Annotated in this window: 24 protein-coding genes; 5 read left to right on the forward strand and 19 right to left on the reverse strand. The window is 73.1% G+C overall.

Going from position 1 to position 25,286, the window contains the following annotated elements; genetic code table 11:
* Positions 1-233: 233 nt before the first annotated feature.
* Positions 234-533, reverse strand: a complete 300-nt coding sequence (locus VG869_09190) for a GNAT family N-acetyltransferase (protein ID HEV3451366.1) — start codon at positions 531-533, stop codon at positions 234-236.
* A 128-nt stretch (positions 534-661) separates the two neighbouring features.
* Between VG869_09190 and VG869_09195 the strand changes: the two genes are divergently transcribed.
* A complete protein-coding gene (locus VG869_09195) occupies positions 662-1,954 on the forward strand; it encodes a lysylphosphatidylglycerol synthase transmembrane domain-containing protein (protein ID HEV3451367.1) in 1,293 nt (430 codons plus the stop codon).
* Here the strand turns inward: VG869_09195 and VG869_09200 are convergent.
* From VG869_09200 to VG869_09245, 10 genes are all read right to left on the reverse strand, one after another.
* Entirely contained in the window at positions 1,935-3,047 is a 1,113-nt protein-coding gene (locus VG869_09200) for a hypothetical protein (GenBank protein HEV3451368.1), read from the reverse strand. The genes VG869_09195 and VG869_09200 overlap by 20 nt on opposite strands.
* 145 nt (positions 3,048-3,192) lie before the next feature.
* Positions 3,193-4,452, reverse strand: a complete 1,260-nt coding sequence (locus VG869_09205) for a VOC family protein (GenBank protein ID HEV3451369.1) — start codon at positions 4,450-4,452, stop codon at positions 3,193-3,195.
* Entirely contained in the window at positions 4,445-4,972 is a 528-nt protein-coding gene (locus tag VG869_09210) for an RNA polymerase sigma factor (GenBank protein HEV3451370.1), read from the reverse strand. Before VG869_09210 ends, VG869_09205 begins: the two co-directional genes overlap by 8 nt.
* Before the next feature lie 168 nt (positions 4,973-5,140).
* Positions 5,141-6,493 (reverse strand): DUF2254 domain-containing protein, encoded by a 1,353-nt coding sequence (locus tag VG869_09215; GenBank protein ID HEV3451371.1) that lies wholly within the window; start codon positions 6,491-6,493, stop codon positions 5,141-5,143.
* A gap of 190 nt (positions 6,494-6,683) precedes the next feature.
* A complete protein-coding gene (locus tag VG869_09220) occupies positions 6,684-7,220 on the reverse strand; it encodes a helix-turn-helix domain-containing protein (GenBank protein ID HEV3451372.1) in 537 nt (178 codons plus the stop codon).
* A 22-nt stretch (positions 7,221-7,242) separates the two neighbouring features.
* Positions 7,243-8,052, reverse strand: coding sequence for a potassium-transporting ATPase subunit C (locus VG869_09225; protein HEV3451373.1), 810 nt, complete (start codon positions 8,050-8,052; stop codon positions 7,243-7,245).
* A complete protein-coding gene (gene kdpB, locus VG869_09230) occupies positions 8,052-10,121 on the reverse strand; it encodes a potassium-transporting ATPase subunit KdpB (protein HEV3451374.1) in 2,070 nt (689 codons plus the stop codon). The genes VG869_09225 and kdpB overlap by 1 nt, the downstream gene beginning before the upstream one ends.
* A gap of 30 nt (positions 10,122-10,151) precedes the next feature.
* Positions 10,152-11,897, reverse strand: a complete 1,746-nt coding sequence (gene kdpA, locus VG869_09235) for a potassium-transporting ATPase subunit KdpA (GenBank protein HEV3451375.1) — start codon at positions 11,895-11,897, stop codon at positions 10,152-10,154.
* Positions 11,898-12,005, reverse strand: coding sequence for a potassium-transporting ATPase subunit F (locus VG869_09240; GenBank protein ID HEV3451376.1), 108 nt, complete (start codon positions 12,003-12,005; stop codon positions 11,898-11,900).
* On the reverse strand, positions 12,002-12,169 hold the full coding sequence (locus VG869_09245; protein HEV3451377.1) for a hypothetical protein: 168 nt from the start codon (positions 12,167-12,169) through the stop codon (positions 12,002-12,004). The genes VG869_09240 and VG869_09245 overlap by 4 nt, the downstream gene beginning before the upstream one ends.
* A 151-nt stretch (positions 12,170-12,320) precedes the next feature.
* Here VG869_09245 and VG869_09250 point away from each other — a divergent pair, with 151 nt between their 5' ends.
* Together VG869_09250 and VG869_09255 are read left to right on the forward strand one after the other, a co-directional pair.
* Entirely contained in the window at positions 12,321-14,906 is a 2,586-nt protein-coding gene (locus VG869_09250) for an ATP-binding protein (GenBank protein ID HEV3451378.1), read from the forward strand.
* Positions 14,903-15,640 (forward strand): response regulator, encoded by a 738-nt coding sequence (locus VG869_09255; GenBank protein ID HEV3451379.1) that lies wholly within the window; start codon positions 14,903-14,905, stop codon positions 15,638-15,640. The genes VG869_09250 and VG869_09255 overlap by 4 nt, the downstream gene beginning before the upstream one ends.
* A gap of 169 nt (positions 15,641-15,809) precedes the next feature.
* Here the strand turns inward: VG869_09255 and VG869_09260 are convergent, their stop codons facing one another.
* The 3 genes from VG869_09260 to VG869_09270 form a co-directional block, all read right to left on the reverse strand.
* Positions 15,810-17,024 carry an acyl-CoA dehydrogenase family protein gene (locus VG869_09260; protein HEV3451380.1) on the reverse strand — a complete coding sequence of 405 codons (1,215 nt, stop codon included), beginning with the start codon at positions 17,022-17,024 and terminating at the stop codon, positions 15,810-15,812.
* A 107-nt stretch (positions 17,025-17,131) separates the two neighbouring features.
* Complete coding sequence (locus tag VG869_09265; GenBank protein HEV3451381.1) at positions 17,132-17,779, reverse strand: hypothetical protein; 648 nt, start codon at positions 17,777-17,779, stop codon at positions 17,132-17,134.
* Positions 17,780-17,878: 99 nt separating this feature from the next.
* A complete protein-coding gene (locus VG869_09270) occupies positions 17,879-18,343 on the reverse strand; it encodes a hypothetical protein (GenBank protein ID HEV3451382.1) in 465 nt (154 codons plus the stop codon).
* Between the two features lie 163 nt (positions 18,344-18,506).
* Here VG869_09270 and VG869_09275 point away from each other — a divergent pair, with 163 nt between their 5' ends.
* Positions 18,507-19,196, forward strand: a complete 690-nt coding sequence (locus VG869_09275; GenBank protein HEV3451383.1) for an inositol monophosphatase family protein — start codon at positions 18,507-18,509, stop codon at positions 19,194-19,196.
* A 63-nt stretch (positions 19,197-19,259) separates the two neighbouring features.
* The gene (locus VG869_09280) at positions 19,260-20,015 is read left to right on the forward strand and encodes an alpha/beta fold hydrolase (protein ID HEV3451384.1); all 756 of its coding nucleotides are present in this window, start codon (positions 19,260-19,262) and stop codon (positions 20,013-20,015) included.
* A gap of 6 nt (positions 20,016-20,021) precedes the next feature.
* On the opposite strand, the gene VG869_09285 is transcribed toward VG869_09280, so the two are convergent.
* From VG869_09285 to VG869_09305, 5 genes are read right to left on the reverse strand one after another with little or no spacing between them, the layout of a single operon-like run.
* Positions 20,022-20,858 carry a DegV family protein gene (locus VG869_09285; protein HEV3451385.1) on the reverse strand — a complete coding sequence of 279 codons (837 nt, stop codon included), beginning with the start codon at positions 20,856-20,858 and terminating at the stop codon, positions 20,022-20,024.
* On the reverse strand, positions 20,855-22,096 hold the full coding sequence (locus VG869_09290) for an MFS transporter (protein ID HEV3451386.1): 1,242 nt from the start codon (positions 22,094-22,096) through the stop codon (positions 20,855-20,857). The genes VG869_09285 and VG869_09290 overlap by 4 nt, the downstream gene beginning before the upstream one ends.
* A complete protein-coding gene (locus VG869_09295) occupies positions 22,093-22,695 on the reverse strand; it encodes a glycerol-3-phosphate acyltransferase (GenBank protein HEV3451387.1) in 603 nt (200 codons plus the stop codon). Before VG869_09295 ends, VG869_09290 begins: the two co-directional genes overlap by 4 nt.
* Before the next feature lie 57 nt (positions 22,696-22,752).
* On the reverse strand, positions 22,753-23,961 hold the full coding sequence (locus VG869_09300) for an amidohydrolase family protein (GenBank protein HEV3451388.1): 1,209 nt from the start codon (positions 23,959-23,961) through the stop codon (positions 22,753-22,755).
* Position 23,962: 1 nt separating this feature from the next.
* The gene (locus VG869_09305; protein HEV3451389.1) at positions 23,963-25,207 is read right to left on the reverse strand and encodes a cytochrome P450; all 1,245 of its coding nucleotides are present in this window, start codon (positions 25,205-25,207) and stop codon (positions 23,963-23,965) included.
* Positions 25,208-25,286: the final 79 nt, after the last annotated feature.

Below are 25,286 nucleotides of genomic sequence, written 5' to 3' on the forward strand. Positions count from 1 at the left end.
GACGTCGACGAGGGTGACGTCGGCGTCCTGGAGCGACGGGGTGTTGGCAAAGTCGGAGAGGAGCCGCGGGGTCCAGTGCGTGCTCCCGCCGCCGACGATCGTGACGCGAGGGGTCATGGTTCCTCCGCCGGCGACCCTAGACCGCGGCGGCGGGTCGACAGCCGAAGCCGTGGACGGGGTCGCGGCCCGGCGGGCGGCCGCCTCGCCGCGCCCGCACGGCCGATCGCCAGGGGTTAGGAGGGGGCGACGAGGTCGGCGTAGCCGGGATGCTCGTCGATGAACCGGGCGATGAAGGGGCACCGCGGGGTGACGGACAGCCCACGGGCCCGGGCGTCGTCGAGCACGAAGGCGGCGAGCTGGCTGGCGACGCCGTGGCCCTGCGCCGACGGGTCCGTCTCGGTGTGGGTGAACACGATCCGGCCCGGCTCGAGCCGGTACCGGACGTGCCCGACGAGGCGGTCTCCGATCCGGGCCTCGTAGCGGTGCGCGTCGGGATGGTCCGTCACCCGCACCGGCTCCGGCGCGCTCGTCACGCCCACTCCGGCCCCGACCTCCGTCGACCCACGCCGGCGACGATAGGGCCGTCGCCCATCCCGTCGTGACGGGACGGTCGCCGACGCAGACAGGCCGGATCGGCGCGCCCTCGGAGCAGACTGGCGGCATGGCCGACCCCGACGACGCGCCCGCTCCGGCTCGGGCGCGGCTCGCCGACGTGGCCGTGAGCGCCGCCGGCGAGACCGCGGGCGCGACGAGCGGGGACGAGCACCGAGCCCGTGGCGACGGCGCCGGCGCCAGCCGACCGCGGTGGCGGTGGCCCCGACGCATCGTCGTCGTCGCGCTGCTCGGCGGGGCCGGGTACGGCGCGTTCACCCGCCGCCACGAGCTGGCGCGGGCCGCCCGGCTGCTGGCCCACCTGGGCTGGGGCTGGCTGCTCGTCGCGATCGTGTTCGAAGCGGCGTCCCTCGTCGCCTTCGCCCGTCTGCAGCGCTGGCTGCTGGCCGCCGGCGGCGTTCGGGTGGGACCGGGCACGATGCTCGAGATCGTGCTCGCCGGCAACGCCCTCTCGATGTCGCTGCCCGGCGGCGCCGCCTGGGCCGCGGCGTGGGCCTTCGGTCAGCTCCGGCGCCGGAACGTCGACCGCGTGCTGGCCGCGTGGGTCGTGCTGATGGCGGGCGCGCTCGCGAGTTTCGCGCTCTTCCTCCTGTTCGTTGTCGGGGCCCTCCTCGCGGGGTCGGAAGGACCGGTGGCGTCGCTGCGCTGGGTCGGCGTGGCCCTGGCCACCATCCCCGCTGTGGTCGTCGCAGTCGCCGTGCTCGCACGCCGCGCGCCACGCGTGCGAGCGGGCCTGCGCGCCACGTGGCGGTTCGCGACCCGTCACACCGGCGGCGCGCGCGTGGGGGCTGCCGCCGAGCGCCTCGCGGCGCGGGTGCGAGCGGTGCAGCCGACGACGGCGGCGTGGGCCGAGGCGTTCGGCCTCGCCATGGTGAACTGGCTCGCGACGTGCGCCTGCCTCGTGGCCTGCATCTGGGCGGTGCACGGGTCGGTGCCGTGGCACGGCATCCTCGTGGCCTTCGCGGCCGCGCAGGTCTTCGCGAGCATCCCGATCACGCCGGGTGGGATCGGGATCGTCGAGGGCGGCCTGACCGCGCTGCTCGTCGCCTACGGCATGCCCACCCAGGTCGCCCTGGCCGCGGTGCTGCTGTTCCGGGCCGTGAGCTTCTGGGCGTTGGTGCCGATCGGCTGGGGCGTGTGGGGGTCGCTCGAGCTCGGTGCCCGCGGGCGCGCCCGCGCGCACCCGTGGGCCGTGCACCGGCACGGCGACGGCGCGGCGCCGGCGCCGGCGCGCCAGGCACCGGACCGGATCCTGCCCCCGCGCCCCTGCGATGGGTGCGAGCAGCAGGCCGCACCGGGCGCGCGACCCCGCCGGCCCGCGGCTACGGCGCGACGGCGTTGAGGTCGGCGAAGCCCGACGGGACGTGGCGACCGATGGCGGCGTGCTCGAAGATCCCCCACCCGGTCTGGTCGTCGAAGGTCGCCCGGGCCAGGTGGTCGGCGATCGAGAATGCGGCCCGCCCGGCCACCGCCGGGTCGTGGTGGTCGTACACCGACCCCTCGACCCAGTGCTCCCCCTTCCAGACGCCGTGGGTCCACTCCGGGTCGGCGCCGTACCCGCAGCCGACGTTCAGGGGGATGCCGAGCAGCGGCTCGATCTCGAGGGTGCCGGTCTTGCCGTCCCGGGTCGTGAGCTCCATCGAGGCGTGCGTGGGCTTCCGGCTGCCCGACTCGTAGTGGATGTCGGGCAACGGCCAGCCCAGCTGCTCGGGTGGCCGCCCCGTCGCGGCCGGGAACACCCGCACGGCGAAGTTCGTGTTGCGCAAACCCTGCGGGTCCTCCTCGAGGATCACGTGCAGCGCGAAGTCGTCGAAGCGCAGCGGGATCCAGCACCACCACATCCCGCCGAACTCGCGGGGCTTGCCGACGGGCTCCGGCTCGCCGACCGGGCGGATGCCCCACGAACGGTCGCGGGTCGCGGTGAACCGGTCCGGTGTCACCGCGATCCGCTCGCCCTCGACGCGCAGCTCGCCCTCCCAGGTGCCGACGCCCGCGAACCGAGACGCGTCGAGCAGGATGCGGTCGCCCTGCCGGCGCACGTGCTGAGGCTCGGAGATCGGCCCGTACTCCGAGCGGTAGCGCAGGTCGAGCCCGAGGCCGTGGTCGTCGGCGTCGCAGACGACGCGCAGCTCCCGGAACGGCTCGATCACCTCGATGCGATAGGGCCCGACCTCCTGCTTGGTCTTGTCGTCGGGCCGGACGCCGGAGGTGCGCACGGCCCACTGCCGGTCACCACGCCGCACGGTCGCGTAGGCGTCGATGACGCCGAGGTTCGGGTACACGCCGAGGCCGGTGATGAAGTAGGCGTCGGCGTCGTGGTCGATGCCCTGGTAGATGCAGCGGTCGTAGCAGTTGCGATCGCTCGTGGTGACGTACCGCATGGGCAGCGGCGCCTGGTGGATCGGGAGCTCGTCGAGCGGGTCGAACTCGAGCACGGGGCACCTCGCGGGCTCGGGGGTGGTGGCGCGAGAACGTACCCGAGCCGCCCACCGCGGACCGTCGCCCCGCCCGCGCCGAGCTCGTCCCCGACCGTCACCGCCGGCCGGTCCGGCGACGACCGGCGGTGAGGCCCGGGATCGGTCAGCGCAGCTGCCCGAGGTAGAAGCGCGTGCCCTGGTCGTCAGCGCACGTCGAGGAGACGCCGTAGGGCAGGACCTCGGGGTCGGTGGCGGTCCCGCCGGCGGCACGGACCCGGTCGACGGCGGCGGCGATGTCGTCGACCCGGTACATCGGCACCCCGGTCGCGACGTCGTGGCCGCCGTGCATTCCCACCATCGGGATGACGTCGTCGACCTGCCACCCGTCCTCGACCCGGCCGGGCGCGAACCGCCACCCGAGCACCGAGCCGTAGAAGGAGCGGGCGGCGGCGGCGTCCACCACCTCCATCGTCACGTAGGCCAGGTCCCCGTGCCGGGTGCGGTTCGGCGGGCCGGGCTCGGCGCCCACCCCGCCGGGGGGCTCGTACACGGCGAACCGGACGCCCTGGTCGTCGACGCACTCGGCGAGGAGCCCGTACGGCTCCTGGCTCGGCTCGGTGGCGGTCCCGCCCGAGGCCCGCACCCGAGCCGCCGCCTCCTGCACGTCCTGCACGGCGAAGCAGAGGAAGAGGGTGCTGCGCAGCTCGCCGCCCCACAGCCCGTGATGGAGGCTCTGGCCTTCGACCTGGCGGCCTTCGGGTCCGCTGCCCGCGGCGTATCGCCAGCCGAGCACGGTGGCGAAGAAGACGGAGGCGCGCGCGACGTCGGGCACCCACAGCGACACGTAGCCGAGGTCGCCGTGCCGCGGGCCGACCGGGGTCGGCGCACCCATGATCATCCAGCGGTGACCGAACGGGTCTCGGATCACGCCGTTGCGCCCGTACTCGAAGTCGGCCGCGGCGCGTTCGAGCGTGGCGCCGGCGGCGACGGCGCGGTCGATCAGCGCGTCGACGTCGGTGACGTGCAGGTGGATCGTGACCGGGACTCCCTGATCGAGCGCGGGCGCGACGACGCCGATCTCGGGGTACTCGTCGGACAGCATGACGGGGGCCCCGCCGATCTCGAGCTCGGCGTGGCCAACCCGCCCGTCGGGCATGACGATTGGCTCGCCCCGGCGGCGAGCCCCGAAGGCCTCGGCGTACCAGTCGAGGGCGCGGGTCGCTCCGGCCACGGCGAGGTACGGCGTGATGACCGCCGGCGCGGCCGTTGTCGTGGGGTCGGGCTCGAGCGTGAGTGTCGACACGGTGACTCCTGTCGGGAGGGCGAGGGCCCGCTCGAGGCGAGCCCGCAGGCGGGCGGTGAACGACGGGTCCGGGTCCACGGGCGTGATCGGCGTGCGCAGCGCCTCGAACGGGTCAGGCATCGCGCCCCTCCTCGTCGGTGTAGGCGCGCCGGAACGCGGAGCGGGCCCGCACGAGCAGGGCCTCGGTGGCGTGCACCGTGCGCGCGAGATGCGTCGCGACCTCGGGCACGGGGAGGTCGTCGAGGTAGCGGAGCGTCAGCGCGGCACGGTGCTGGGGCGCGAGCCGATCGAGGGTCTGTCGCGCCCGCACGGCGTCGAGGTGGGCGTCCCACGGGTCCTCCGAGGGGGCCGCCTCGTCGCGAACGGCGCGCAGGCTGCGCTCCTCGCGACCTTGGCGCCGCCAGTGGTCGACGAGCTTGTGGCGCGCCACGCCGATGATCCAGGGCATGCTCATCGGCGGGGGGTCCTGCCGCCGGATCGCGTCGGCGGCGGCGAGGAACGTCTCGGCGGTGAGGTCCTCGGCCAGCGCCGCCCCGCCGCAGCGAGCGACGAGGTAGCCGTACACGGGCGCCAACGCGGTGTCGTAGAAGGCGAGGAGGCTCCCCGGGGCGTCGGCCCGGGCGCTCGACTGCTCGCTCACGTCCCTATCGTCGTCCGGGGACGCAGTCCTCCGACGGGCGACCGGCGGCTTTTTCGGGGGCAGGTCCGAGCGGCCGGCGGACGCCTCGATGCTCCCCGGGCGGCTCGGCGGCCCGGCGCCGAGGCCCAGCGTCGTCCCCGACGCGGTCGGGCTGGGCAGTGACGGGTATCACACCGGCGCGTGCTGACGCCGGGCGACGGCGGCGACGACGCCGGCGTGGGCCCGCTCGACGTCGGCGCGGTCGTTGGCCTCCTCGATCGCCGCGTACGCGGCGCGCAGGATCATGTCCGCCTGCCGCTGGACGACCGCGCGTTGGTCGTCGTCGATGGTCGCGTCGGCGATTCGGCTGAGGCTGTCGAGCTGGCGGATGCCAACCGCGGGCATGCCCCGGCCGGCCTGCCGGATCTTGTCGAAGGCCCGGTTCACGAGGCGGTCGTACGGGACCGTGACCTCGATGAGTCGAACCCGGCCGCCCCGATCGCGGAAGACCCCATCGCGGAGGGGCTGGGCCGACACGCGGGTGAGGCCGTCCGTGAGCCAGTCGATGCAGGTCAAGGCGGTGAAGGTGTCGTTCACCGCGGGCGAGAGGGCACGGATGGCGATCTCGACCAGCTGGTCGATGGCGAACTGCGGGTCTTGGCGCAAGGTTCGGTGCGAGCCGGTCACGTGGGCACGCGCCAGGCCGTCCGCGACCGCCGGCGCCGAGGCGGCCGGCCACACCACCGCGAGGGGACGGCCCCGGATGATGAAGTGCCCGGGCCGGTACGCGAGCTGGACGATCGCGTCCGAGTCGCCGGCGATCTGCACGAGGCGGTGGTGACCGATGGCCTGCAGGTAACCGCTGGACGGCGCGGGAATGCCGACGCCCTCGCGCTCGAGCCGCTCGGCGAGCGCCCCGACCGCCGGTCCCGCCGGCGGCGACGCGGCCGCGAGGCCGCGGTCGGCGTGGAGCTCGTCGATGGCGTGGTGGAAGTCCCGGGCGATCGCGTGGACGACGTCGGTGAGCTGGATCGTCTGGGAGACGTGATGGATGAAGTAGATGAGGACGCCGAGGTCGACGACGAGGAGGACCAGGGCGGCGGTCACCGAGATGTGTGGCACGAAGGTCGCGCCGCCGGTCGAGTTCACCGAGCCGAGGGCCAAGACGCTGAACACGAAGGTGGCGACGAAGGTCCCGAGGGTCAGCTGGGTACCGAGGTCGCGGATGAAGTTGCGGAGCATCCGGGGGCCGAACTGCGTGGACGCCAGCTGCAGGGCCAGGATCGTGATGGAGAAGACCACGCCGACGACGGTGATGACGGCGGCGGCGATGGCCGTGAGGAGCGTTCGGGCCGCGTCGGGCCCGCCGGTGTTCACCCACGACGGCAGGCTGAAGGCGTGGGCGTGGACGGCGCGGTCGAGACCGTAGGTGAGCCCGAACAGCGCGGCCGCGGCCACGACGAGGAGGCTCGGGACGAACCAGAGGTTCGTGCGGAGGGCGTCGCGCCGCCAGCCCGGGATGTGGACGCGGGCTCTGTCCATCAGACCTGGGTGCTGCACGGGATCCTCCGGCGCGTCGACATTGCGCCGACCAGACTTCCCGGCTCGCCGCCAGCACTTTAGCCGGCGGCGACCTCGGACGATGGAAGCCGCGCCTGGTTCGCCGCCGTCCACGGATTGGACCTCGAATCAGGGAATGTGCGTGCCCGAGATGGCTCGCCGGACCGGCAGATCAGCGGCCCTGCAGCCGGTAGCCGCGGCCGCGGATCCGGTGGACCGACAGGCCGACCTCGCGCAGCCGCGTCCGCAGGTGCGTCATGGCGGTGCGCAGCGACCGCGCCGCGCCCGACCCGAGCTCGCCCCGGTCCTCCAGCAGCTCGTCGGCGACGACCTCGCCGAAGTGGTCGGTCAGCGCGGCGGCCAGCCGCGCCTCGAGGGGCAACAGGTGGACGGGCGCGCCGCGGTAGTGGAGGCAGCCGCTGGCGTCCACGAAGGGCGGGGCCTGATGCGCGCTGGCTCGGCGCTCAAGTGCGGCAAGCCGGCCGTCGAGGTCCCGCTCGCCGCCCGGGATCCGGACCCAGTCAGCGAGGCAGCTCGTGAGCTCGGGTGGGTCGTCGTCGCCGAAGACAAGGTAGAGGATCGCCACGCCCGCGCCCGTGAGCCGCGCGGCCTTGGCCCGCTCGTCCGGCCAGCGGACCACGACGACCTCGGCCAGGGTGCTCGGGAGCGGCAGGTCGCCGGGCGGGGGCGGATCGGGCTTCGCGGCCATCATCCCGGTTGGCGAACGGGTCCTAGTGGACGCTGTCGAGCGCCAGGTTGAGGTCCAGCACGTTGATCGTCTGCTCGCCGAGCACGCCCCAGGGCCGGCTGTTTGTGTGGTCGCCGATCAGCGTGAGGACTCGCGACTTGGGGAGGTGCCGAGCGTCGGCGACCCGCTGGGCCTGCAGCTCGGCGTTGGCCACCGAGATGTCGGGGTCGAGGCCGGAGTTCGAGGCCGTCACGGCGTCGACCGGGACCGAGATCTTTTCGCCGAGGTTGTTGAGCTGCCGGTAGGCGCTGAGGCGCTCGGGCACGGTGTTCGAGGAGCAGGCGTAGGTGCCGTCGCTGTTCTTGGCGTACTTCTGGCCCGGAGTCGGGCTCGTCACCGGGTTGCCCTGCTTGTCCGTCGGCACGCAGTACGGGTCCGACGGGTTCGCGAAGGGGTTCGTCTTCGACGGGTTCCCCGCGAGGTCGACGGTGTTGAACCCGGGGATGAAGCCGACCAGCCTCGGGTCGCCGGGCCCGAAGTTCGTCGCGCCCGACGCGCCGCAGGTGGTCGAGGTCGGCGGGCACGTGGCGCCGGTCGGGTCGTACCCGCTAAGGCCCGAAGCCGAGGGCCGCGGCTGGAAGTACCGAGGGTCGGGGTTGCCGTGCTGGTCCACGAAGTTCTGGCCGATCAGCGCCGAGCCCACGACCTTGCCGTGGCGCGTGATCAGCGAGCCGTTCGACCGGTACGGGAACGCCGCCCGGCTGACCCCGGTCACGACGAGCGGGTAGGCCACGCCCGTCAGCACAGCGAGGACGAGGGTGAGCAGGGCGGCCGGGAGGATCTGGCGGCGCATCAGCGCATCCCCAGGGCCGCGACGAGGAGGTCGATGAGCTTGATCCCGATGAACGGCGCGATGAGCCCGCCGACGCCGTAGATGAGGATGTTCCGGCGCAGGATCGCCGAGGCGCCCATCGCCTTGAACTTCACGCCGCGCAACGCCAGCGGGATCAGGACGACGATGATGAGGGCGTTGAAGATGACCGCCGACAGGATCGCCGAGTGTGGGGTGTCAAGGCTCATGATGTTCAGCGTGCTGAGGGCTGGGAACACGCCGACGAACATCGCCGGGATGATCGCGAAGTACTTCGCGACGTCGTTCGCGATCGAGAACGTGGTGAGAGATCCGCGGGTTATGAGCAGCTGCTTGCCGACTTCGACAACGTCCATGAGCTTCGTCGGGTCGGAGTCGAGGTCGACCATGTTCCCGGCCTCTTTGGCCGCCTGGGTGCCGGTGTTCATGGCCACCCCGACGTCCGCCTGCGCGAGGGCGGGCGCGTCGTTCGTGCCGTCCCCGGTCATGGCGACCAGGTTCCCGCCGGCCTGCTCGGCGCGGATGCGGGCCATCTTGTCCTCGGGCGTCGCCTCGGCCATGAAGTCGTCGACGCCGGCCTCCTTGGCGATGGCGGCCGCGGTGAGCGGGTTGTCGCCGGTGATCATCACGGTGCGGATGCCGAGGGCCCGCATCTCGGCGAAGCGCTCGGAGATGCCGGTCTTGACCGTGTCCTTGAGGTGGATGACCCCGAGTGTCTGTGACCCCTCCGCCACCACCAGCGGCGTGCCGCCGTCCTGGGCGATCCGCTCGACGATGGGGGCCAGGTCGGGGGGAACCTGGCCCCCTCGCTCCTCCACCCAGTGCCGCACGGCGTCGGCGGCACCCTTGCGGATGGAGCGACTGCCCCACTCGATCCCGGACATCCGCGTCTGCGCGGTGAAGGGGACGAGCTCGGCGTCGGGCATGTCGACCGCCGTGAGCCCGTACCGGCTCTCCGCGAGCCCGACGATCGAGCGGCCCTCCGGGGTCTCGTCGGCGAGCGAGCTCAGCAGGACGACGTTCGCCAGCTCGGCCTCGTCGTGGCCGCCGACGGGGAGGAACTCGGAGGCCATGCGGTTGCCGTAGGTGATGGTGCCGGTCTTGTCGAGCAGCAGGGTCGACACGTCTCCGGCCGCCTCGACCGCCCGGCCCGACATGGCCAGCACGTTGCGCCGGACCAGGCGGTCCATCCCGGCGATGCCGATCGCCGAGAGCAGTGCGCCGATCGTGGTCGGCGCCAGGCACACCAGCAGTCCGACCAGCACGATGATCGACTGCTCGGCGTTCGAGTAGATCGCGTACGGCTGGAGCGTCACCACGGCCAGGATGAACACCAGCGTCAGCCCGACCAGCAGGATGTTCAGGGCGATCTCGTTCGGGGTCTTCTGGCGGTCGGCGCCTTCGACCAGGGCGATCATCCGGTCGATGAAGGTCTCGCCGGGCGCGGCGGTGATGCGCACCACGATCCGGTCGGACAGCACCTTCGTGCCGCCGGTCACCGCCGAACGGTCACCGCCGGACTCCCGGATGACGGGGGCCGATTCGCCGGTGATCGCCGACTCGTCGATGGCGGCGATGCCCTCTACGACGTCGCCGTCGCCGGGCACGGTCATCCCGGCGGTGACCTCGACGAGGTCGCCGATGCTGAGGTCGGTGGACGGGATCTCCTTCGTCGAGCCGTCGTCCCGGAGGACGTGGGCCATCGTCTCTCGGCGGGTGCGGCGGAGCGTGTCGGCTTGCGCCTTGCCGCGTCCTTCGGCCAGGGCCTCGGCGAAGTTCGCGAACAGGACGGTGAACCAGAGCCACAGGGAGACCAGACCGCCGAACACGCTCGTGGCGGTCGAAACCTTGTTGAGGTCGCGGAAGAAGAGGACCGAGGTCCAGACGGCGCCGATCAGCACGATGAACATGATCGGGTTCTTGGCTTCGGTTCTCGGGTTGAGTTTCAGGAAGGCGTCGCCGACGGCTCGCCGAACGATCGTCGGTTCGAACAGCGAGGTGCGACGCGTCGCGCGCAGCTCCTCTCCAGACGGCGGGGAGGGAGGCGGCATGCTGTCGGTCGCGATGGCCATCGATGCTCCTTAGAAGTGGCCGGCGAGGTGCTCGACGATCGGGCCGAGCGCGAGGATCGGGAAGTAGATGAGGCCGACAAGCACCACCGTGACCGCGACAAGCAGGCCCGCGAACAGTGGCGTGTCGGTGCGGAAGGTCCCGGCGGTGATGCGCGCGGTCTGCTTGCGGACGAGCGACCCCGCGATCGCCATGACCGGGATGATCGTGAAGTAGCGGCCGATCAGCATCGTCATGCCGAGCGTGGTGTTGTACCACTGCGTGTTGGCGCTGATCCCGGCGAAGGACGAGCCGTTGTTGTTCGCGGCCGAGGTGTACGTGTAGACCATCTCGGTCAAGCCGTGCGGCCCGGACGCCGACAGCGAGTGCTGGGCCGAGTCGAGGACGATCGCGACCGCCGAGAACACGAGCGTGACGAGCGGCACCGCCAGCAGGTACACGACGACGAGCTTCATCTCGGCGCCTTGGATCTTCTTGCCGAGGTACTCCGGCGTCCGTCCGACCATGAGCCCGGCGATGAACACCGCCAGCAGCACGAGGACCAACTTGCCGTAGAGCCCGCTGCCGGTCCCGCCCGGGCTCACCTCGCCGAGGGCGATGTTCACGAGCGGGACGCTGCCGCCGAGCGGGACGAAGCTCTCGTGGGCAGAGTTCTGCGCCCCGGCCGACGTGGCCGTGACGCTGTTGGCGCCGATGCTGGCGCTGGCCACCCCGCCGATGTGGAGGTCCTTGCCCTCGAGGTTGCCGCCGGGATGGGTCGCGGTGGCGGCCTGGCTGACTCCGGACGGGAGCTTCGGGTTGCCGGCCCCCTCCAGCGGAGCGATCAGGACGAGGCCGCCGACGAACAGGACCACCATCGAGAACAGGACGACGAGGCCCTGCCCTCGCGACTTGACGAGGCGCCCGAACGTCCACGGGAACGCGAACGGGATCATCACGACGAGCCAGTAGAGGAGGACGTTCGTGATCGGATTCGGGTTCTGGAACGGGTGGGCCCCGTTGGCGTTGAAGTAGCCGCCGCCGTTGTCGCCGAGGGCCTCGATCGGCACCATGCTCCCGACCGGCCCGCCGGGCACGCCCTGGGTCTTCACCACCGCGCCCTTCGGCGTGAGCGTCTGCACCGAGAGGGTCTGCACCGTCTTCGAGGCGTGGAAGTTCTGGATCGCGCCTTGCGAGACAAACACGAGGGCGAACACGAACGAGATCGGCAGCAGGATGCGGACCGTCGAGCGAGTCACGTCGACCCAGAAGCTGCCCAGCGTGGTCCGAACCCGCCGGGTCAGCGCCCGGATCAGCGCCACGACGACGGCCATGCCAACCGCGGCGGATAGGAACTGCTGGATGGTCAGGGCGAACATCTGGCTGAGGTGACTCATCGTCAGCTCGCCGGAGTACGACTGCCAGTTCGTGTTCGTCAGGAAGCTGACCGCCGTGTTGAACGACAGCCCCGGCGAGACCGCCTTCATGTGATCGGGGTTCAGCGGCAGGTGCGCCTGGAACCGCAGGACGGCGTAGGACAGGAGGAGGCCGGCCAGGCTGAACAGCAGCAGGGCAATCGTGTAGGTGCTCCAGCGCTGCTCGCCCTCGGCGTCGATCCGGCAGACGCGGTAGATCGCGTTCTCGATGGGCCGGAAGACCCGGTCACCCGGCGCGGGGCCGCCCCGGTAGACCTTGTACATGTAGTTGCCGAGCACCGGTGTGCTGATGACGATCAGGACGCCGAAGACGAGGAACTCCAGCCAGTTCGCGCCTGACATCTAGAGCTTCTCCGGACGAATCAGCGCGTACACGAGGTAGGCGCCGGCGAGCGCGGCGATGAAGATCCCCGCCAGGTTGTCGGCACCCATCGCCAACCCGAGGATCACGCGGCGCGCTCCTCGAGTGCGGGCTCCGGCTCGGGCTCGCCGCCGGGGGTCTGGGCCAGCGCCGCCTCGTCCGAGCCGATGATCTTCTCGCAGGCCACCACGAACAGGATGGAGACCAGGAAGAAGCCCACCATGATGGCCAGGTAGCTCAGGTCGTTCTTCACGCTCCGCCTCCGGTCGCAAGTCCTTCGCCTCTGGCACGATGACCGGGACGCGCGTCGAAGTGAAGAGCTCTTAACGCGGACTTGACGCCGGCGGCCTTTTGTCGACGCGGGCTTAACGCTCGATCCCGCTCGGTGGGTCGATAATTGCTCCGTGGCCAGAGGCAAGCTTCGGATCTATATCGGTGCCGCCCCCGGTGTCGGCAAGACGTACGCGATGCTCGACGAGGGTTGGCGGCGCCGTGAGCGCGGCACCGACGTGGTCGTCGGCTTCGTGATGACCTACGGCCGCCCGAAGACGATCGCCCAGCTCCGGGACCTCGAGCAGGTCCCGCCCCGCCGCGTGAGGTACCGGAACCGGGAGTGGGAGGAGCTGGACGTCGACGCCGTGCTCGCTCGCCGACCGCAGGTCGTGTTGGTCGACGAGCTCGCCCACACGAACGTGCCCGGCTGCCGCCACACAAAGCGATGGGAGGACATCGAGGAGCTCCTCGACGCCGGCATCGAGGTGATCTCCACTGTCAACATCCAGCACTTCGAGAGCCTGAACGACGTCGTGAACCAGATCACCGGGGTCGTGCAGCGCGAGACCGTGCCGGACGCCGTCGTGCGGCGAGCCGACCAGATCGAGCTCATCGACATGAGCCCGGAGGCGCTCCGGCGGCGCATGGCCCACGGCAATATCTACCCCGCCGACAAGATCGACGCCGCCCTGGGGAACTACTTCCGGGTCGGCAACCTGGCTGCGCTCCGCGAGCTGGCGCTGCTGTGGGTGGCCGACCGGGTCGAGGATTCGCTCCAGGACTACATGACCGCCCGCGGCCTGCTCGGTCCGTGGGAGACGCGCGAGCGGGTCGTCGTCGCCTTGACCGGCGCCTCGGGCAGCGAGGACCTCGTGCGACGCGCCTACCGCATGGCCCGGCGCTCGAGGGGCGACCTCCTCGGTGTGCACGTCGTCCGCGACGACGGCCGGGCCAAGCCGGGCGAGAGGCGCCTCAGCCGCGACCGCGCCCTGCTCGAGGAGCTCGGCGGCAGCTACCACGAGGTCCTGGCTAGCGACATCCCGAGCGCCCTTGTCGAGTTCGCGGGCGCGCAACGGGCGACGCGGCTCGTCATCGGCACGACACGCCGGTCGCGACTCGGTGAGCTCCTGCGGGGGTCGATCATCAACCGGGTCATCCGCCTCGCGCACATCGACGTGCACGTCATCACCACCAACGCCCCGCCCAGCGCGCGCCCGGCGGGGCCGAGGATCCGGCTCTGGCCCGCCGGTCAGCGCCGACGCAGCCTCTTCGGGTTCGGGATCGCGGCGGCCGTGCTGCCCGTGCTCACCTTCGCCCTCGCCCGCGGCTCCGCGATCCGACCGGGCCACGCCGGACCGGTTAGCCCGGCCCAGGGGTTCCTGGCCTACCTGGCGCTCACTGTCGTGGTGGCCGCCGTCGGCGGCGCGATCCCGGCCTTGGCCACCGCGGTCGTGTCGGCGGCAGCCGTCGACTGGTTCCTGATGCGGCCGTACGGGACTTTCGCCCTCGCCCGAGGCTCCGACGCGGTGTCGATCCTGGCCTTCATCCTCGGCGCGGGCGTGATCAGCGTCGTCGTGGAGCGAGCGGCGCGACATCGCCTCGCCGCGGATCGCGCGCGCGACGAGTCCGACGCCGTCATGTCGCTTGCGCACCGCCTTGCCGGACCCAACCCGCCCCGAGCGGTGCTCGAAGAGATCCACGCCGCGCTGGGACGCGAGTCGGTCGCCCTGCAGGTCCGACAGCAGGACCGCTGGATCACCGAGGCCACCGTCGGCGAGCCCGCCCCGGGTGCGGAGCCCGAGCGCTACGCGCTGCGCACCGGACAGGTCCTGGCGATGACCGGCCGGCCTCTTCACGAGCAGGAGCAGCGCCTCGCCGCCGCGCTCGTGTCGTACCTCGAGGCGGTGATCGCCATGGACCGGCTGCAGGGCCAGGCGAACACCGCGGCCGAGCTCGCCCACACCAGCGACCTGCGCGCCGCGCTGCTCGCCGCGGTCAGCCACGACCTGCGCACGCCGCTGGCCTCGATCAAGGCGCTCGCCACCACGCTGCTCGAGCCCGACGTCCAGTGGTCCGAGCAGGACACCCACGAGTTCCTCGCCACGATCAACGCCGAGGCGGACCGGCTCAACAAGCTGGTCGAGAACCTGCTCGACATGAGCCGGCTCCAGAGCGGCGTCCTTCGGCTGTCTCGACAGGCGGTCGGCCTCGACGAGGTGATCCCGGCCGCGCTGGCGAGCCTGAGCCAGTCGCCGCGCGAGATCGTCGTCGACGTCCCGGAGACGCTCGCGCGCGTCGACGTCGACCCGGCGCTGCTCGAGCGGGCGATCGCGAACCTGGTGGACAACGCCCTGCGACACTGCCCGGAGGACACGCCGGTGCGGATCTGCGCCGGCGAGGTCGGCGGGCGAGTCGACCTTCGCCTCATCGACCGCGGCCCCGGCATCCCCGCCGCGCAGCGCGAGCGGCTCTTCGAGCCTTTCCAACGATTCGGGGACGCGGAGAACGACACCGGCGTCGGCCTCGGCCTCGCGGTGGCCCGAGGCTTCGTGGACGCCATTGGCGGCGAGCTCACCGTCGAGGACACGCCAGGTGGCGGCGCGACGATGGTCATCAGCCTGCCGATCGCCGCCGACCAGCCCTCCTCGTCGTCGCCGACGGCGCCGGAACCGACCCCCGCGGTCGGCTCGGTCCCGAAGCTGGCCCGTCCCACGTGAGCCGGGTCCTGATCGTCGAAGACGATCGCGCGCTGCTGCGCGCCCTCACCGTCAACCTCGAGGCCCGCGGCTACGACGTCGACCCCGCCTCCACCGGGGAGGCGGCGCTGGCCCGGGTCGCGACCACCCCGCACGACGCCGCCATCATCGACCTCGGACTCCCCGGCATCGACGGCATCGAGGTCGTCGAGGGCCTGCGGGGCTGGACGTCGATCCCGATCATCGTGCTGTCGGCCCGACAGCAGGAAACCCAGAAGATCGCCGCGCTCGACGCCGGCGCCGACGACTACGTCACGAAGCCGTTCAGCATGGGCGAGCTCCTCGCCCGCCTCCGCGCCGCGCTTCGTCGAGGCAAGCCGTCCGACCAGCCCCTGCCGGTCGTCGAGACCGGCCACTTCAGCATCGACCTCGTGAACAAGCGCGTCCACGGCGCCGAGGGCGCCGAGATCAAGCTCACGCCCACCCAGTGGCACCTCGTCGAGATCCTCGTCCAGAACCCGGATCGGCTCGTGCCGCAGCGCCAGCTCCTCGAGGAGGTGTGGGGCCCCGCCTACGGCGACAACTCGCAGTACCTGCGGGTGTTCATGGCCCAGATCCGACGCAAGCTCGAGCCGAACCCCGCCCGCCCCCGGTACTTCCTCACCGAGCCCGGCCTCGGCATCCGCTTCGTCCCCCGGCCCGACGCCGACGAGGCCCGGCCCGCTCCCGACGCCCCGCCCGGCAGCCGCGCCTGAACTCAGGCCGCCTCACCGCACGCCGAGGGCGAGCGCCCGCGCCGACCGCCGGCGTCCCGAACGTGATCGTGGCGACGCTGGCGACGCGTGGCCAGCGCGGCACGGCATGACGTGGAGGGATGGCAGTGGCGAGACGGCATCGGCACCGCCCTCCCGGCCCGACCCCGAATCACGGAATGTGCACGCCCGAGATGGCTCGTGCGACCACCAGCCGCTGGATCTCCGAGGTCCCCTCGAAGATCGTGTAGATCTTGGCGTCGCGGTGCCAGCGCTCCACCGGGTAGTCGCGCGTGTACCCGTAGCCGCCGAGGATCTGGATGGCCTCCTCGGTGACCTTGACGGCCACCTCGCCCGCCTTGAGCTTGCTCATCGAGCCTTCGCCGTTCTCGAACCGCTTGCGCGTCGCGGCCATCCAGCAGGCCCGCCACACCAGCAGCCGGGCGGCGTCGATCTCGGTCTTCATGTCGGCGAGCTTGAAGGCGATGCCCTGATTCTCGATGATCGCCCGGCCGAACGCCTTCCGCTCCTTCGCGTAGTCGAGCGCGTACTCGTAGGCGGCCCGGGCGATCCCGAGGGCCTGGGCCCCGACGAGCGGGCGGCTGGCCTCGAAGGTGCTCATCGCGGCCTGCACCTTCGTGCTCTTGCCCTCACGCACGCGGGCCAGCCGCGCGTCGAGCTTCTCCTTGCCGCCGAGGAGGCAGCGGCCGGGGACGCGCACGTCCTCGAGGATGACCTCGGCGGTGTGGCTGGCCCGGATCCCGTGCTTCTTGAACTTCTGGCCCTGCCGGAGTCCGGGCGTGCCGGGCGGCACCACGAAGCTGGCGTGCCCGCGAGCCTTGAGCTCCGGGGCGACGGCGGCGACGATGACGTGCACGTCGGCGATCCCACCGTTCGTGATCCAGGTCTTGGTGCCGTTCAGCACCCACTCGTCCTTGGCCTCGTCGTAGACGGCGCGCGTGCGCAGGTTGGCGACGTCGCTGCCGGCGTCGGCCTCGCTCACCGCGAAGGCGCCGAGCTGGAGCTTCTCGGGGGTGCCGAAGCACTGTGGCACCCACTCCGCCACCTGCTCGGGCGTCCCGCTCCCGACGATTCCGGAGACCGCAAGCGTGGAGCCGAAGATCGCCAGGGTGATGCCGGCGTCGCCCCAGCACATCTCCTCGCTGATCATCGGAAAAGTGATCCCGGTCGGGTCACCGAAGGCGTTGGCGATGAACTCGACCGAGTAGAGGCCGATGTTCGCGGCCTCCTGGATGATCGGCCAGGGGGTCTCCTCCCGCTCGTCCCACTCGTGACCGGCGGGGCGGACGACGTCCTCGGCGAAGTCGTGGACCCACTTCTGGATCTGGAGCTGGTCCTCGTTGAGGTCGAGCGAGAAGTCCGCCACGGCTGCCTCCTGGTCGGGGCCTCAGGCCACAAGTTACCCGCCAGTAACCACCCTAGCAAACCTCGGTCGGCACGGCCGGACCCGGGCACCGGGCGCCAGGGTGGCGCTCAGGTGGTGGTCGTGGTGCTGGTGCTCGTGGAGGTGGTCGGCAGCGGCAGGGCGGTCACGGTCAGGGACCGGCTGGTCTGGCGGCCGGCGGCGCTCGTGGCGACGAGGACGTAGTGGTGGGCGAGCGGCGGGCAGCGGAAGGGCGCCGAGTGGCTGCCGGACGGAGCGAACGTCCCCCCGATCGGGAGCCCGTCGGCGCTGATCGTCACGCTCACGGCGTTCTGGGTCGACCAGGTCAGGAGCACCGCGTTGTTCGGCAGGCAGGTCGGGCTGGTGGGCGAGGCCTGGAGGGCCAGGATCTGGGGCAGCGCCGGCCCGGTGGTCGACGTGGTCGTGCTGCTGCTCGTGGTGGTGCTGCTGCTCGTGGTGGTGCTGCTGCTCGCGGTCGTGGCGCTGGGGTGGCCGGTGCTGCTCCCGACGGCTAGGGCCAGGACGGCTCCGACCGCCAGGCCGGCCAGGGTGGACCCGGTCAGCAGGAGGATGGCGCCGCGGTCGCCGGGCCCGGGACCGTCCGGTCCTCCGGGGGGCGGCGGGCCGCCGGGGCCGCCACCGGGGGGGCCGGCGGGGACGGTGGGCTCGCCGGTCGGGCGGGCCCGCCCGGAGGGTGGGGCCGGGACCGTCCGGTCGCCCTCGCCGGGCATCGTCATCGTCGCTCCCTGCGTCGCCGCGGCCTGGCGGACGGTAGCGGATCGGTCGCGACGCGCCGGTGCCCGCCGAGGTCAGGCGGGCACCGTGACGGCGACGGGTCAGCTGGTGCTGGTCGGGGTCGTGACCCCGCCGTTCTGCAGTCGCTGACACTGCGCGCTCGAGGGGTGGAAGTCGTTCACGAGCTTCGTGACCTGGGCCTCGACCCGCTGCTTGCGCTCGGCCGCCTTCGACCCGTCGAGGTGCCTCGTCGTGACCGCCCGGTCGATGCGCTGGTCGGCCGCCTTGACGAGGGCGTTGATCAGGTCCTGGCTCGACTTGCCGTGCTGGGCGGCGAGCTGTCCGATCGTCTGGCCCCCGCACGCCCCGGCCAGGAGGTCTCGCGGCGTGACGCCGAGGGTCCGCGCCGCGACGCGGAGCAGCCCGACGCGGGCGTGGCCGTGGTGGGTCGCGCTCGGCGCCGGCGTCGTCGGGGTCGTCGTGCCGCCGGTCTGAGCCGCGGCGACGCCGACGCTGCCGAGGGTGACGAGCCCGGCGGCGAGGGCGGTGACGATGACTCGCTTCATGGTTCGCTCCTGTTCGGGGGGTGACCACCAAGGCAACGGCACGGACGTGAGGTGCCGGTGAAGGCGGGGCTAGGCGCCGGCCAGGCCGTCGGCGGCCAGAATGCCGGGCGTGGGCGACCACGAGGACGCAGGCCGGTACGCGGCGGCGGCGGGTGACCTGCTCATGGGCCTGCGGGCCCGGGGGATCGCCGACGGGGTCGACGGCTGGCCGCTCGGCGATCGGGGCGACGTGCTCGCCAACCGCTGCCTGCTGGACCTGCTGGCGCAGGACCACCCGGCCGACGCCGTCCTCTCGGAGGAGTCGGTCGACAGCCGAGCCCGGCTCCGCGCCGACCGGGTGTGGATCGTCGACCCGCTCGACGGCACCCGCGAGTTCAGCGAGCCGGGCCGCACCGACTGGGCCGTGCACGTCGCGCTCTGGCGGCGCGACGTCGGCGTCCGCGTCGGCGCGGTGGCGCTCCCCTCCCGGGGCCAGCTGCTGTCGACGGCGTCTCCGCCGGCGGTGCCGGCGCGGCGGGGGCGCCCGCTGCGGGTCGTCGTGAGCCGGAGCCGCCCGCCCGCCGTGGGTCGGCAGGTCGCGGCTCGGCTCGACGCCGAGCTGGTGACCCTGGGCTCGGCGGGCGCGAAGGCGATGGCGGTCGTCCTCGGCGACGTCGACGTCTACCTCCACGCCGGCGGCCAGCACGAGTGGGATTCGGCGGCGCCGACCGCGGTGGCGCAGGCCGCGGGCCTGCACGCCTCGCGCCTCGATGGCGCGCCGCTCGAGTACAACCGCCGCGACTCGTGGCTGCCGGACCTGCTCGTGTGCCGGCCCGAGCTGACCGAGTCCGTCCTCGCAGTCACGGCCGGATAGGGGGTTCGGAAGCCCTCGCCGCGTGCCGATCGGACGGTATCGTCCCGGCTGAAGGGGAGGGGCGTGGAACTCGTCACTAGCGACGGCGTACGGCTCGTCGCCCGCCACTGGCGGGCCCGCTCGCCGCGGGCCAGCGTGGTCCTCGCCCACGGCTTCGCCGCCGGGGTGGCCGAGCTGCGGGTCGTCGCGCTCGCGGAAGCGCTCCGAGACGCCGGCCTCGACGTGCTCGCGTACGACGCCCGCGGGCACGGCGGCTCTGGTGGCGTCGCGACCCTCGGGGACCGGGAGCGCCTCGACGTGGCCGCCGCCGTCGAGGCGGTGGCCGCCGACGGCCCGGTCGTGATCGTCGGCGCGTCCATGGGCGCGATCGCGGCGCTCCGGTACGCGTCGTCGGCGCCGGGCACCGTGGCCGGCGTGGTGTCGGTCAGCTGCCCCGCCCGCTGGCGGCTCCCGCGCAACGCCCGCGGCGTGCTCTCGGCGCTCCTCACCCAGACCGGGTTCGGCCGCCGACTGGCGCGCCGGCGGATGGGCGTGCGGATCGCGCCGACCGGGACCCGCGCCGTGCCCCCGGTCGAGCTGGTCGGCTCGGTGGGCGCGCCGGTCACGATCGTGCACGGGCGTCGCGACCCGTTCATCGCCGTCGGTGACGCCGAGGTGCTCTACGCCGCTGCGCTCGAGCCGCGCCAGCTCGTCGTCGTCGACGACCTCGCCCACGCCTTCGACGGGCCCGCGGTCGCGCCGGTGCTCGCCGGCGTGGAGTGGTGCCTGGCGCAGGCGGACGCCCGCGACCCGTTGGGGCGGCGGGCCGGCGCCGCGTAGCGTCGCTCAGCCGCCGGCGCGGTCGTCCCACCACCAGGCCAGCCCGGCCAGGCCGGGGCCGGTGTGCACGACCATCACGGGGCCGAACTCGCCGAGGAACGCTGCTGCGGGGTGGTCACGCTCGCGGACGCGCTCGAGCAGGTCGTCGGCCGCGTCGACCGCCAGCGCGTGGAGCGCGGCCACGTGCAGCCGCGCCCCCGGAACCCGGGAGCGGCGGAGCAGCCCGACCATGCGGTCGAGGGCGGCGTCGCGGCTCAGCGCCGGCCGCAGGCGACGCACCTTGCCGTCCCGGAACTCGAAGAGCGGGTTGATCCCGAGCCGGTTGCCGGCCCAGCCCGCGAGGCCCGGCACCCGGCCGCTGCGCACCAGGTGGTCGAGCGTCGGCAGCGTGGCGACGAGCCGCACCCGGCCGATCACGTGGCGGGCGGCCCGCTCGACGTCGTCGAGCCCTGCACCGGCGGCGGCGGCCTCGGCGGCCGCGAGCACGGCCAGGGCCTCGGCCCCGCCGGCGGTGGCGGTGTCGATCACCCGCACCGGCCCGCCCACCGATTCGCCGGCGAGTCGGGCGGCGCCGTAGGTGGCGCTCATGGACCCGGCGATGGTGAGCACGAGCACGCCCTCGCTGCCGCGGAGCCGATCCTTGATCGCCTGCTCGAACTCGCCCGGGGTCGGCGCCGAGGTGGTGACATCCGCCTCTCGCACCAGCTCGTCGAGGGATCGCGTCCCCTCGAGCTCGGCGACGCCCCGCACCGTGAGCCACATCGGCACGACGGTCACGGCGTGGTTCCTCGCCAGGTCGGCGGGCAGGGCGGCAGCGCTGTCGGTGACGACGGCGACGGTCACGGCGCCGCCTGTCGCACCGCCGGGCTGGCCACGCGCTCGCTGACCAGCATCGAGGCCAGCACGGTCAGCAGCCCGCAGGACAGCAGGACGACGCGCGACGGCTCGAGCTGGCCGACCAGGGGCCAGCGCACGTCGTGGAGGAGGTCGGCGGCGAGGCCGGCGCCGATGGCGGCGAGGCTCAGCGCGACGCGGATCACGACGTGGAAGGCCGCGAAGGCGAGGACCCGCTCGGTGCCGTCGAGGCGCGACTGCAGCGCGCCCATCCCGGACGCCAGCGTGAACGCGGCCGCGGCGCCGAACGCGGCCGCGCCGATGTCGGCGATCCACACGTGGCCGGCGAGGGAGAACACGGCCACGACCCCGCCGATCGTGGCCACGCCGAGGCGAGCCTCGAGCAGCGGGTCGGAGCGACGCCGGCGCTGCAGCACCGCCAGCCCGAGCGCGGCGCCGACCCCGAACAGGGCGATGAGCACGCCGAACTCGGTGTCACTGGCGTGCAGGACGGTCCGCACGAACACGATGCCGAGCGAGAACAGGGCGCCGAGGCCGAGCGCCACGGCCGCGGTCGCGGGCATGACCGCTCGCACCAGCGGGATGCGGAAGGCGTCACGGAACCGGACGTCGCGGCGCTCATGGTCCGGCGCGGTCGGCGCGCCGAGGATCCGGAGCCGGCTGATGTACGCGAACGACACCAGGAACGTCACCGCGTCGATCCAGAACACGAGCGCGAGGGGTCGGTGCAGCACGGTCGCGATCGGCAGCGCGGCCACGGCCGCGAACGCGCCCGCCCCGAGCGGGATGGTCCCGTACGACGACCCGAGCACGAGCCCGTTGGCGAGCGGCAGGTCGTCGCCCGCCACGAGGTCCGGGATCGAGGCGTCCCGGGCGGGGAGAAACACGATGCTGGCGGCCTCGATGACGACCGCGCACAGGTAGATCCACCAGAGCCCGCGGATCAGCGGCACCGCCGCGATGACGACGGCGCGGAAGCCGTCCATCGCCAGCATGGTCCGGCGCCGGTCCCAGCGGCGCACGGCGCGGGTGGCGAGCGGGCCCCCGACCGCGGCGGGCAGCAGCCGCAGGGTGAGGATGCCGCCGACCGCCGTCGGCGACCCGGTGAGCTTCAGCGCCAGGGCCATGAAGGCGACGGTGCCCATCCAGTCGCCGAGGGCCGAGACGCCCTGGCCCGCGAGCAGGTCCCGGAACCCGCGCCGGCGAACCAGCGTCGACACGCTCACGGCGCGACCGGGTCTCGATCGAAGAGGAGCCGACGCACGTACGCGGCCCCGGCGGGCGGCGCCGGGCGGGCGTTGCCGAGGACCCGCTTCAGGAGCATCGGCGCCGCCACCGCGCCGCCGGCCACGGCGCCGCCGGTCCCGTTCGTGACCGCCAGCACGGGGGCGAGCACGACCGCGGCGACGAAGCCGCCGAGCCCGGTCTGGTGCGCGAGCCGGAACACCACGAGCGTGGCGAGCAGCAGCAGCGCGCCCGGCCAGGCGGTCACGAGCAGCGATCCGAGCGCGGGCGCGATGCCGCGCCCGCCGTGGCCGCGCAGAAACGGCGACCAGTCGTGACCCGCGACGGCGCAGCCGCCGGCGACGCCGGCGAGGACCGGGTGGTGCAGCAGCAGCAGCGGCCCGAGCGCGCCCTTCGCCACGTCGCAGATCCCCGCCCCGGCGAGGGCGGGGAAGCCCGCGACCCGGTACAGCGCGGTGCCCGAGACGGTGCCGGTCTCGGTCTGGCGCAGGTCGACGCCCCGCCGCCAGCGGGCCATGAGGTTCGAAAAGGGGATCGCGCCGACAAGGAACGAGAGCACGCACACCCCGGCCGCCAGCATCGGGTCATTCTGGCCTGGGCCCGGTCGCGGCCGGCCGATGGCGGGCGGGTCGGCGGGTCAGGGTCGACAGACGGCCGGCAGGGGGTGGCGGTACAGGCCGGCCGCGTTCTGGTGGGTCAGCTTCCGCAGCTCCTCGACGGGCAGGTCGCCCCAGAAGCGCTCGATGACCGCCTGGGTGTTCGGCCACGTGCCGTCGCCGTGCGGGTAGTCGACCTCGACCATGATGTGGTCGATCCCGATCGCGTGCCGGGTGGCGATCGTCGAGGGGTCGTCGATGGTGCAGAACCAGAAGCTGTGGCGCAGCACGTCGGCGGGCCGCATCCCCCGGAACCCGTCGAGCCCGTAGCCGGAGCGGTCGACGATGTTGTCGAGGCGGTCGATGAGCATCGCGACCCAGCCGATGCCGCCCTCGGACATCGCCACCTTGAGGTCCGGGAGCTTCACCGACCACGCCGACCACAGCCACTCGGCGCACGCGGTGAGCGACAGCTGGCCGAAGAGGGTGGCGCCGAGCTGGAGCGGCGGGCAGCCGCGCGGGAAGTCGGGCATGCCGGAGGAGCCGACGTGGAGGCTCACCACCGTGCCGGTCTCGGCGCAGGCGGCGAGGATCGGCGCCCAGTAGTCGTCGAAGATCGAGGGGAAGCCGATCCGGTGCGGACGCTCCGGCAGCGTCACCGACCGGAAGCCCCGCTCGGCGTTGCGACGGATCTCGGCCGCGCCGAGCTCCGGGTCGGCGAGCCACGTGATGCCCATCGGGATGATCCGGTCCGGGTGGGGCGAGTACCACTCGTCGTAGAACCAGTCGTTCCACGCCCGCGTCACCGCCAGCCCGAGCTCGGGGTCCTTGGCGTGGGAGTACACGCGCCCGCAGAAGCCCGTGATCATCGACGGGAAGTTCAGGGACGCCCAGACCCCGTTGATGTCCATGTCGTGGACGCGGGCCTCGATGTCCCAGCAGCCGCGACGCATCTGGTCGAAACGGAACGGCTCGATCTTCACCGTCTCGAGCCGCCGGCCCGCGACCGCGTTCTGGCCCACCTGGAAGTGCCGCTCGCCCTCGAACTCCCACACCTCGTGGCCGGCCTCGTCCTCGACGACCCGCGGGGCCCGGTCCTGCAGCGCGCGCGGGAGGCGACCCTCGAACATGTGGGGCGGCTCGACCAGGTGGTCGTCGACCGAGATGATCGTGTATCGCACCTCGCGCGGCTCGGGCTCCGGGAGGAACAGCTCGGGGTGCAGCGCGGCGGGATCAGCGGTGGTGGTCACGTCAGCTCCTCGGGTTCGCCCTGCGCAGCCGCAGGGGGACGTGGCGAAGTCCGGTGTGCTTGTTGCTACGCGTCCACTCCGGGACGCCGGCCGGCTCGAGCGCCTCGACTCGGCGGGCCAGCTCGTCGAGGGTGACCCGCAGCTCGAGCCGGGCCAGGCTGGCGCCGAGGCAGAAGTGGGGCCCGTGCCCGAAGCCCACGTGCGGGTTCGGGTCCCGGCCCACGTCGAACCGCATCGAGTCTGGGAAGACGCGCTCGTCGCGGTTCGCCGACGCCTCCCAGAACACGACCTTCTCACCGGCGGCGACGGGCACGCCACCGAGCTCGGTGTCGCGGGTCGCCGTGCGCCGGTTGTACGCCGCCGGGCTGGTCCAGCGCACGACCTCCTCGACGGCGCGGTCGCGGTGGGCCGGCTCGGCGCGCAGCGCCCGCCACTGCTCGGGCCGCTCGGCCAGGGCCAGGAGACCGCCGGCGGCGGCGCTGCGCGTCGTCTCGGCCCCGGCCGCGTACAGGAGGGAGAAGAAGAGCTGCAGCTCCTCGTCCGTGAGCTGCGGCGGGTCCTCGTCGTCGAGGCGGGCGTGCACCACGACGGAGAGCATGTCGGGCCCCGGGTGACCCCGCTTCTCGGCGATGAGCGCGGTGCCGTAGTCGAGCATCGCCGCCTGCGCCGCCACCACCTCGTCGGTGGCCTCGAGGTAGGCACGCGCCTTGAAGTCGAAGGTGAGGTCGACCCACTCGCCGAGCTGGTGGCGGTCCCCGGGGGGCACGCCGAGGAGCAGCGCGATGGCCTGGAGGGGCAGCTCCCGGACCAGCGCCACCGCGTCGCACTCGTCGCCGACGTCCTCGAGGACGGCGGCGAAGCGGCGCCGCAGGTCGGCCTCGAGGTCGCCCACGACCTTCGGGGTGAGCCCGACGCTGACCAGCCGGCGGATCCGGGCGTGCCGCGGGTCGTCCATCATGTTCAGCACGGCCCCGGCGATCGCCTGGTCGGGCAGGATCGTGCCCGCCCGGGCCCGGTGGCCGCCGCGCTCGGAGGAGTACGTGGCCGGGTCGTGCGTCACCGCGAGGGTCTCGGCGTGGGTGGCGACCGACCAGAAGCCCTCCCCGTCGGGGGTGTGCGGCGTCGCCTCGTGCCAGAGCACCGGCGCCTCGCGGCGATGGGCCACGAAGACGTCGTGCGGGAACCCGTGCGCGAAGTTGTCGAGGTCGGTCAGGTCGAAGCCCGACAGGACATCGGCGGTCGGCACCGCCCGCACCGTCACACCGAGCAATGTAGGCGCTCCCCCGTTCGCCGACCGGCGGCGTCGCGTCGAGCGTGCGGGGCCG

The sequence above is a fragment of the Acidimicrobiia bacterium genome, assembly GCA_035948415.1.
In the GTDB taxonomy this organism is placed as follows: Bacteria; Actinomycetota; Acidimicrobiia; order IMCC26256; family PALSA-555; genus PALSA-555.

What these genes read in the sequence shown, in the direction of transcription:
- VG869_09195 (HEV3451367.1), top strand. Translation starts at nt 662, where the DNA reads ATGGCCGACCCCGACGACGCGCCCGCTCCGGCTCGGGCGCGGCTCGCC.
- VG869_09205 (HEV3451369.1), bottom strand. Translation starts at nt 4,452, where the DNA reads ATGCCTGACCCGTTCGAGGCGCTGCGCACGCCGATCACGCCCGTGGAC.
- VG869_09215 (HEV3451371.1), bottom strand. Translation starts at nt 6,493, where the DNA reads ATGGACAGAGCCCGCGTCCACATCCCGGGCTGGCGGCGCGACGCCCTC.
- VG869_09220 (HEV3451372.1), bottom strand. Translation starts at nt 7,220, where the DNA reads ATGGCCGCGAAGCCCGATCCGCCCCCGCCCGGCGACCTGCCGCTCCCG.
- VG869_09225 (HEV3451373.1), bottom strand. Translation starts at nt 8,052, where the DNA reads ATGCGCCGCCAGATCCTCCCGGCCGCCCTGCTCACCCTCGTCCTCGCT.
- kdpB (HEV3451374.1), bottom strand. Translation starts at nt 10,121, where the DNA reads ATGCCGCCTCCCTCCCCGCCGTCTGGAGAGGAGCTGCGCGCGACGCGT.
- kdpA (HEV3451375.1), bottom strand. Translation starts at nt 11,897, where the DNA reads ATGTCAGGCGCGAACTGGCTGGAGTTCCTCGTCTTCGGCGTCCTGATC.
- VG869_09265 (HEV3451381.1), bottom strand. Translation starts at nt 17,779, where the DNA reads ATGACGATGCCCGGCGAGGGCGACCGGACGGTCCCGGCCCCACCCTCC.
- VG869_09270 (HEV3451382.1), bottom strand. Translation starts at nt 18,343, where the DNA reads ATGAAGCGAGTCATCGTCACCGCCCTCGCCGCCGGGCTCGTCACCCTC.
- VG869_09275 (HEV3451383.1), top strand. Translation starts at nt 18,507, where the DNA reads ATGGGCCTGCGGGCCCGGGGGATCGCCGACGGGGTCGACGGCTGGCCG.
- VG869_09295 (HEV3451387.1), bottom strand. Translation starts at nt 22,695, where the DNA reads ATGCTGGCGGCCGGGGTGTGCGTGCTCTCGTTCCTTGTCGGCGCGATC.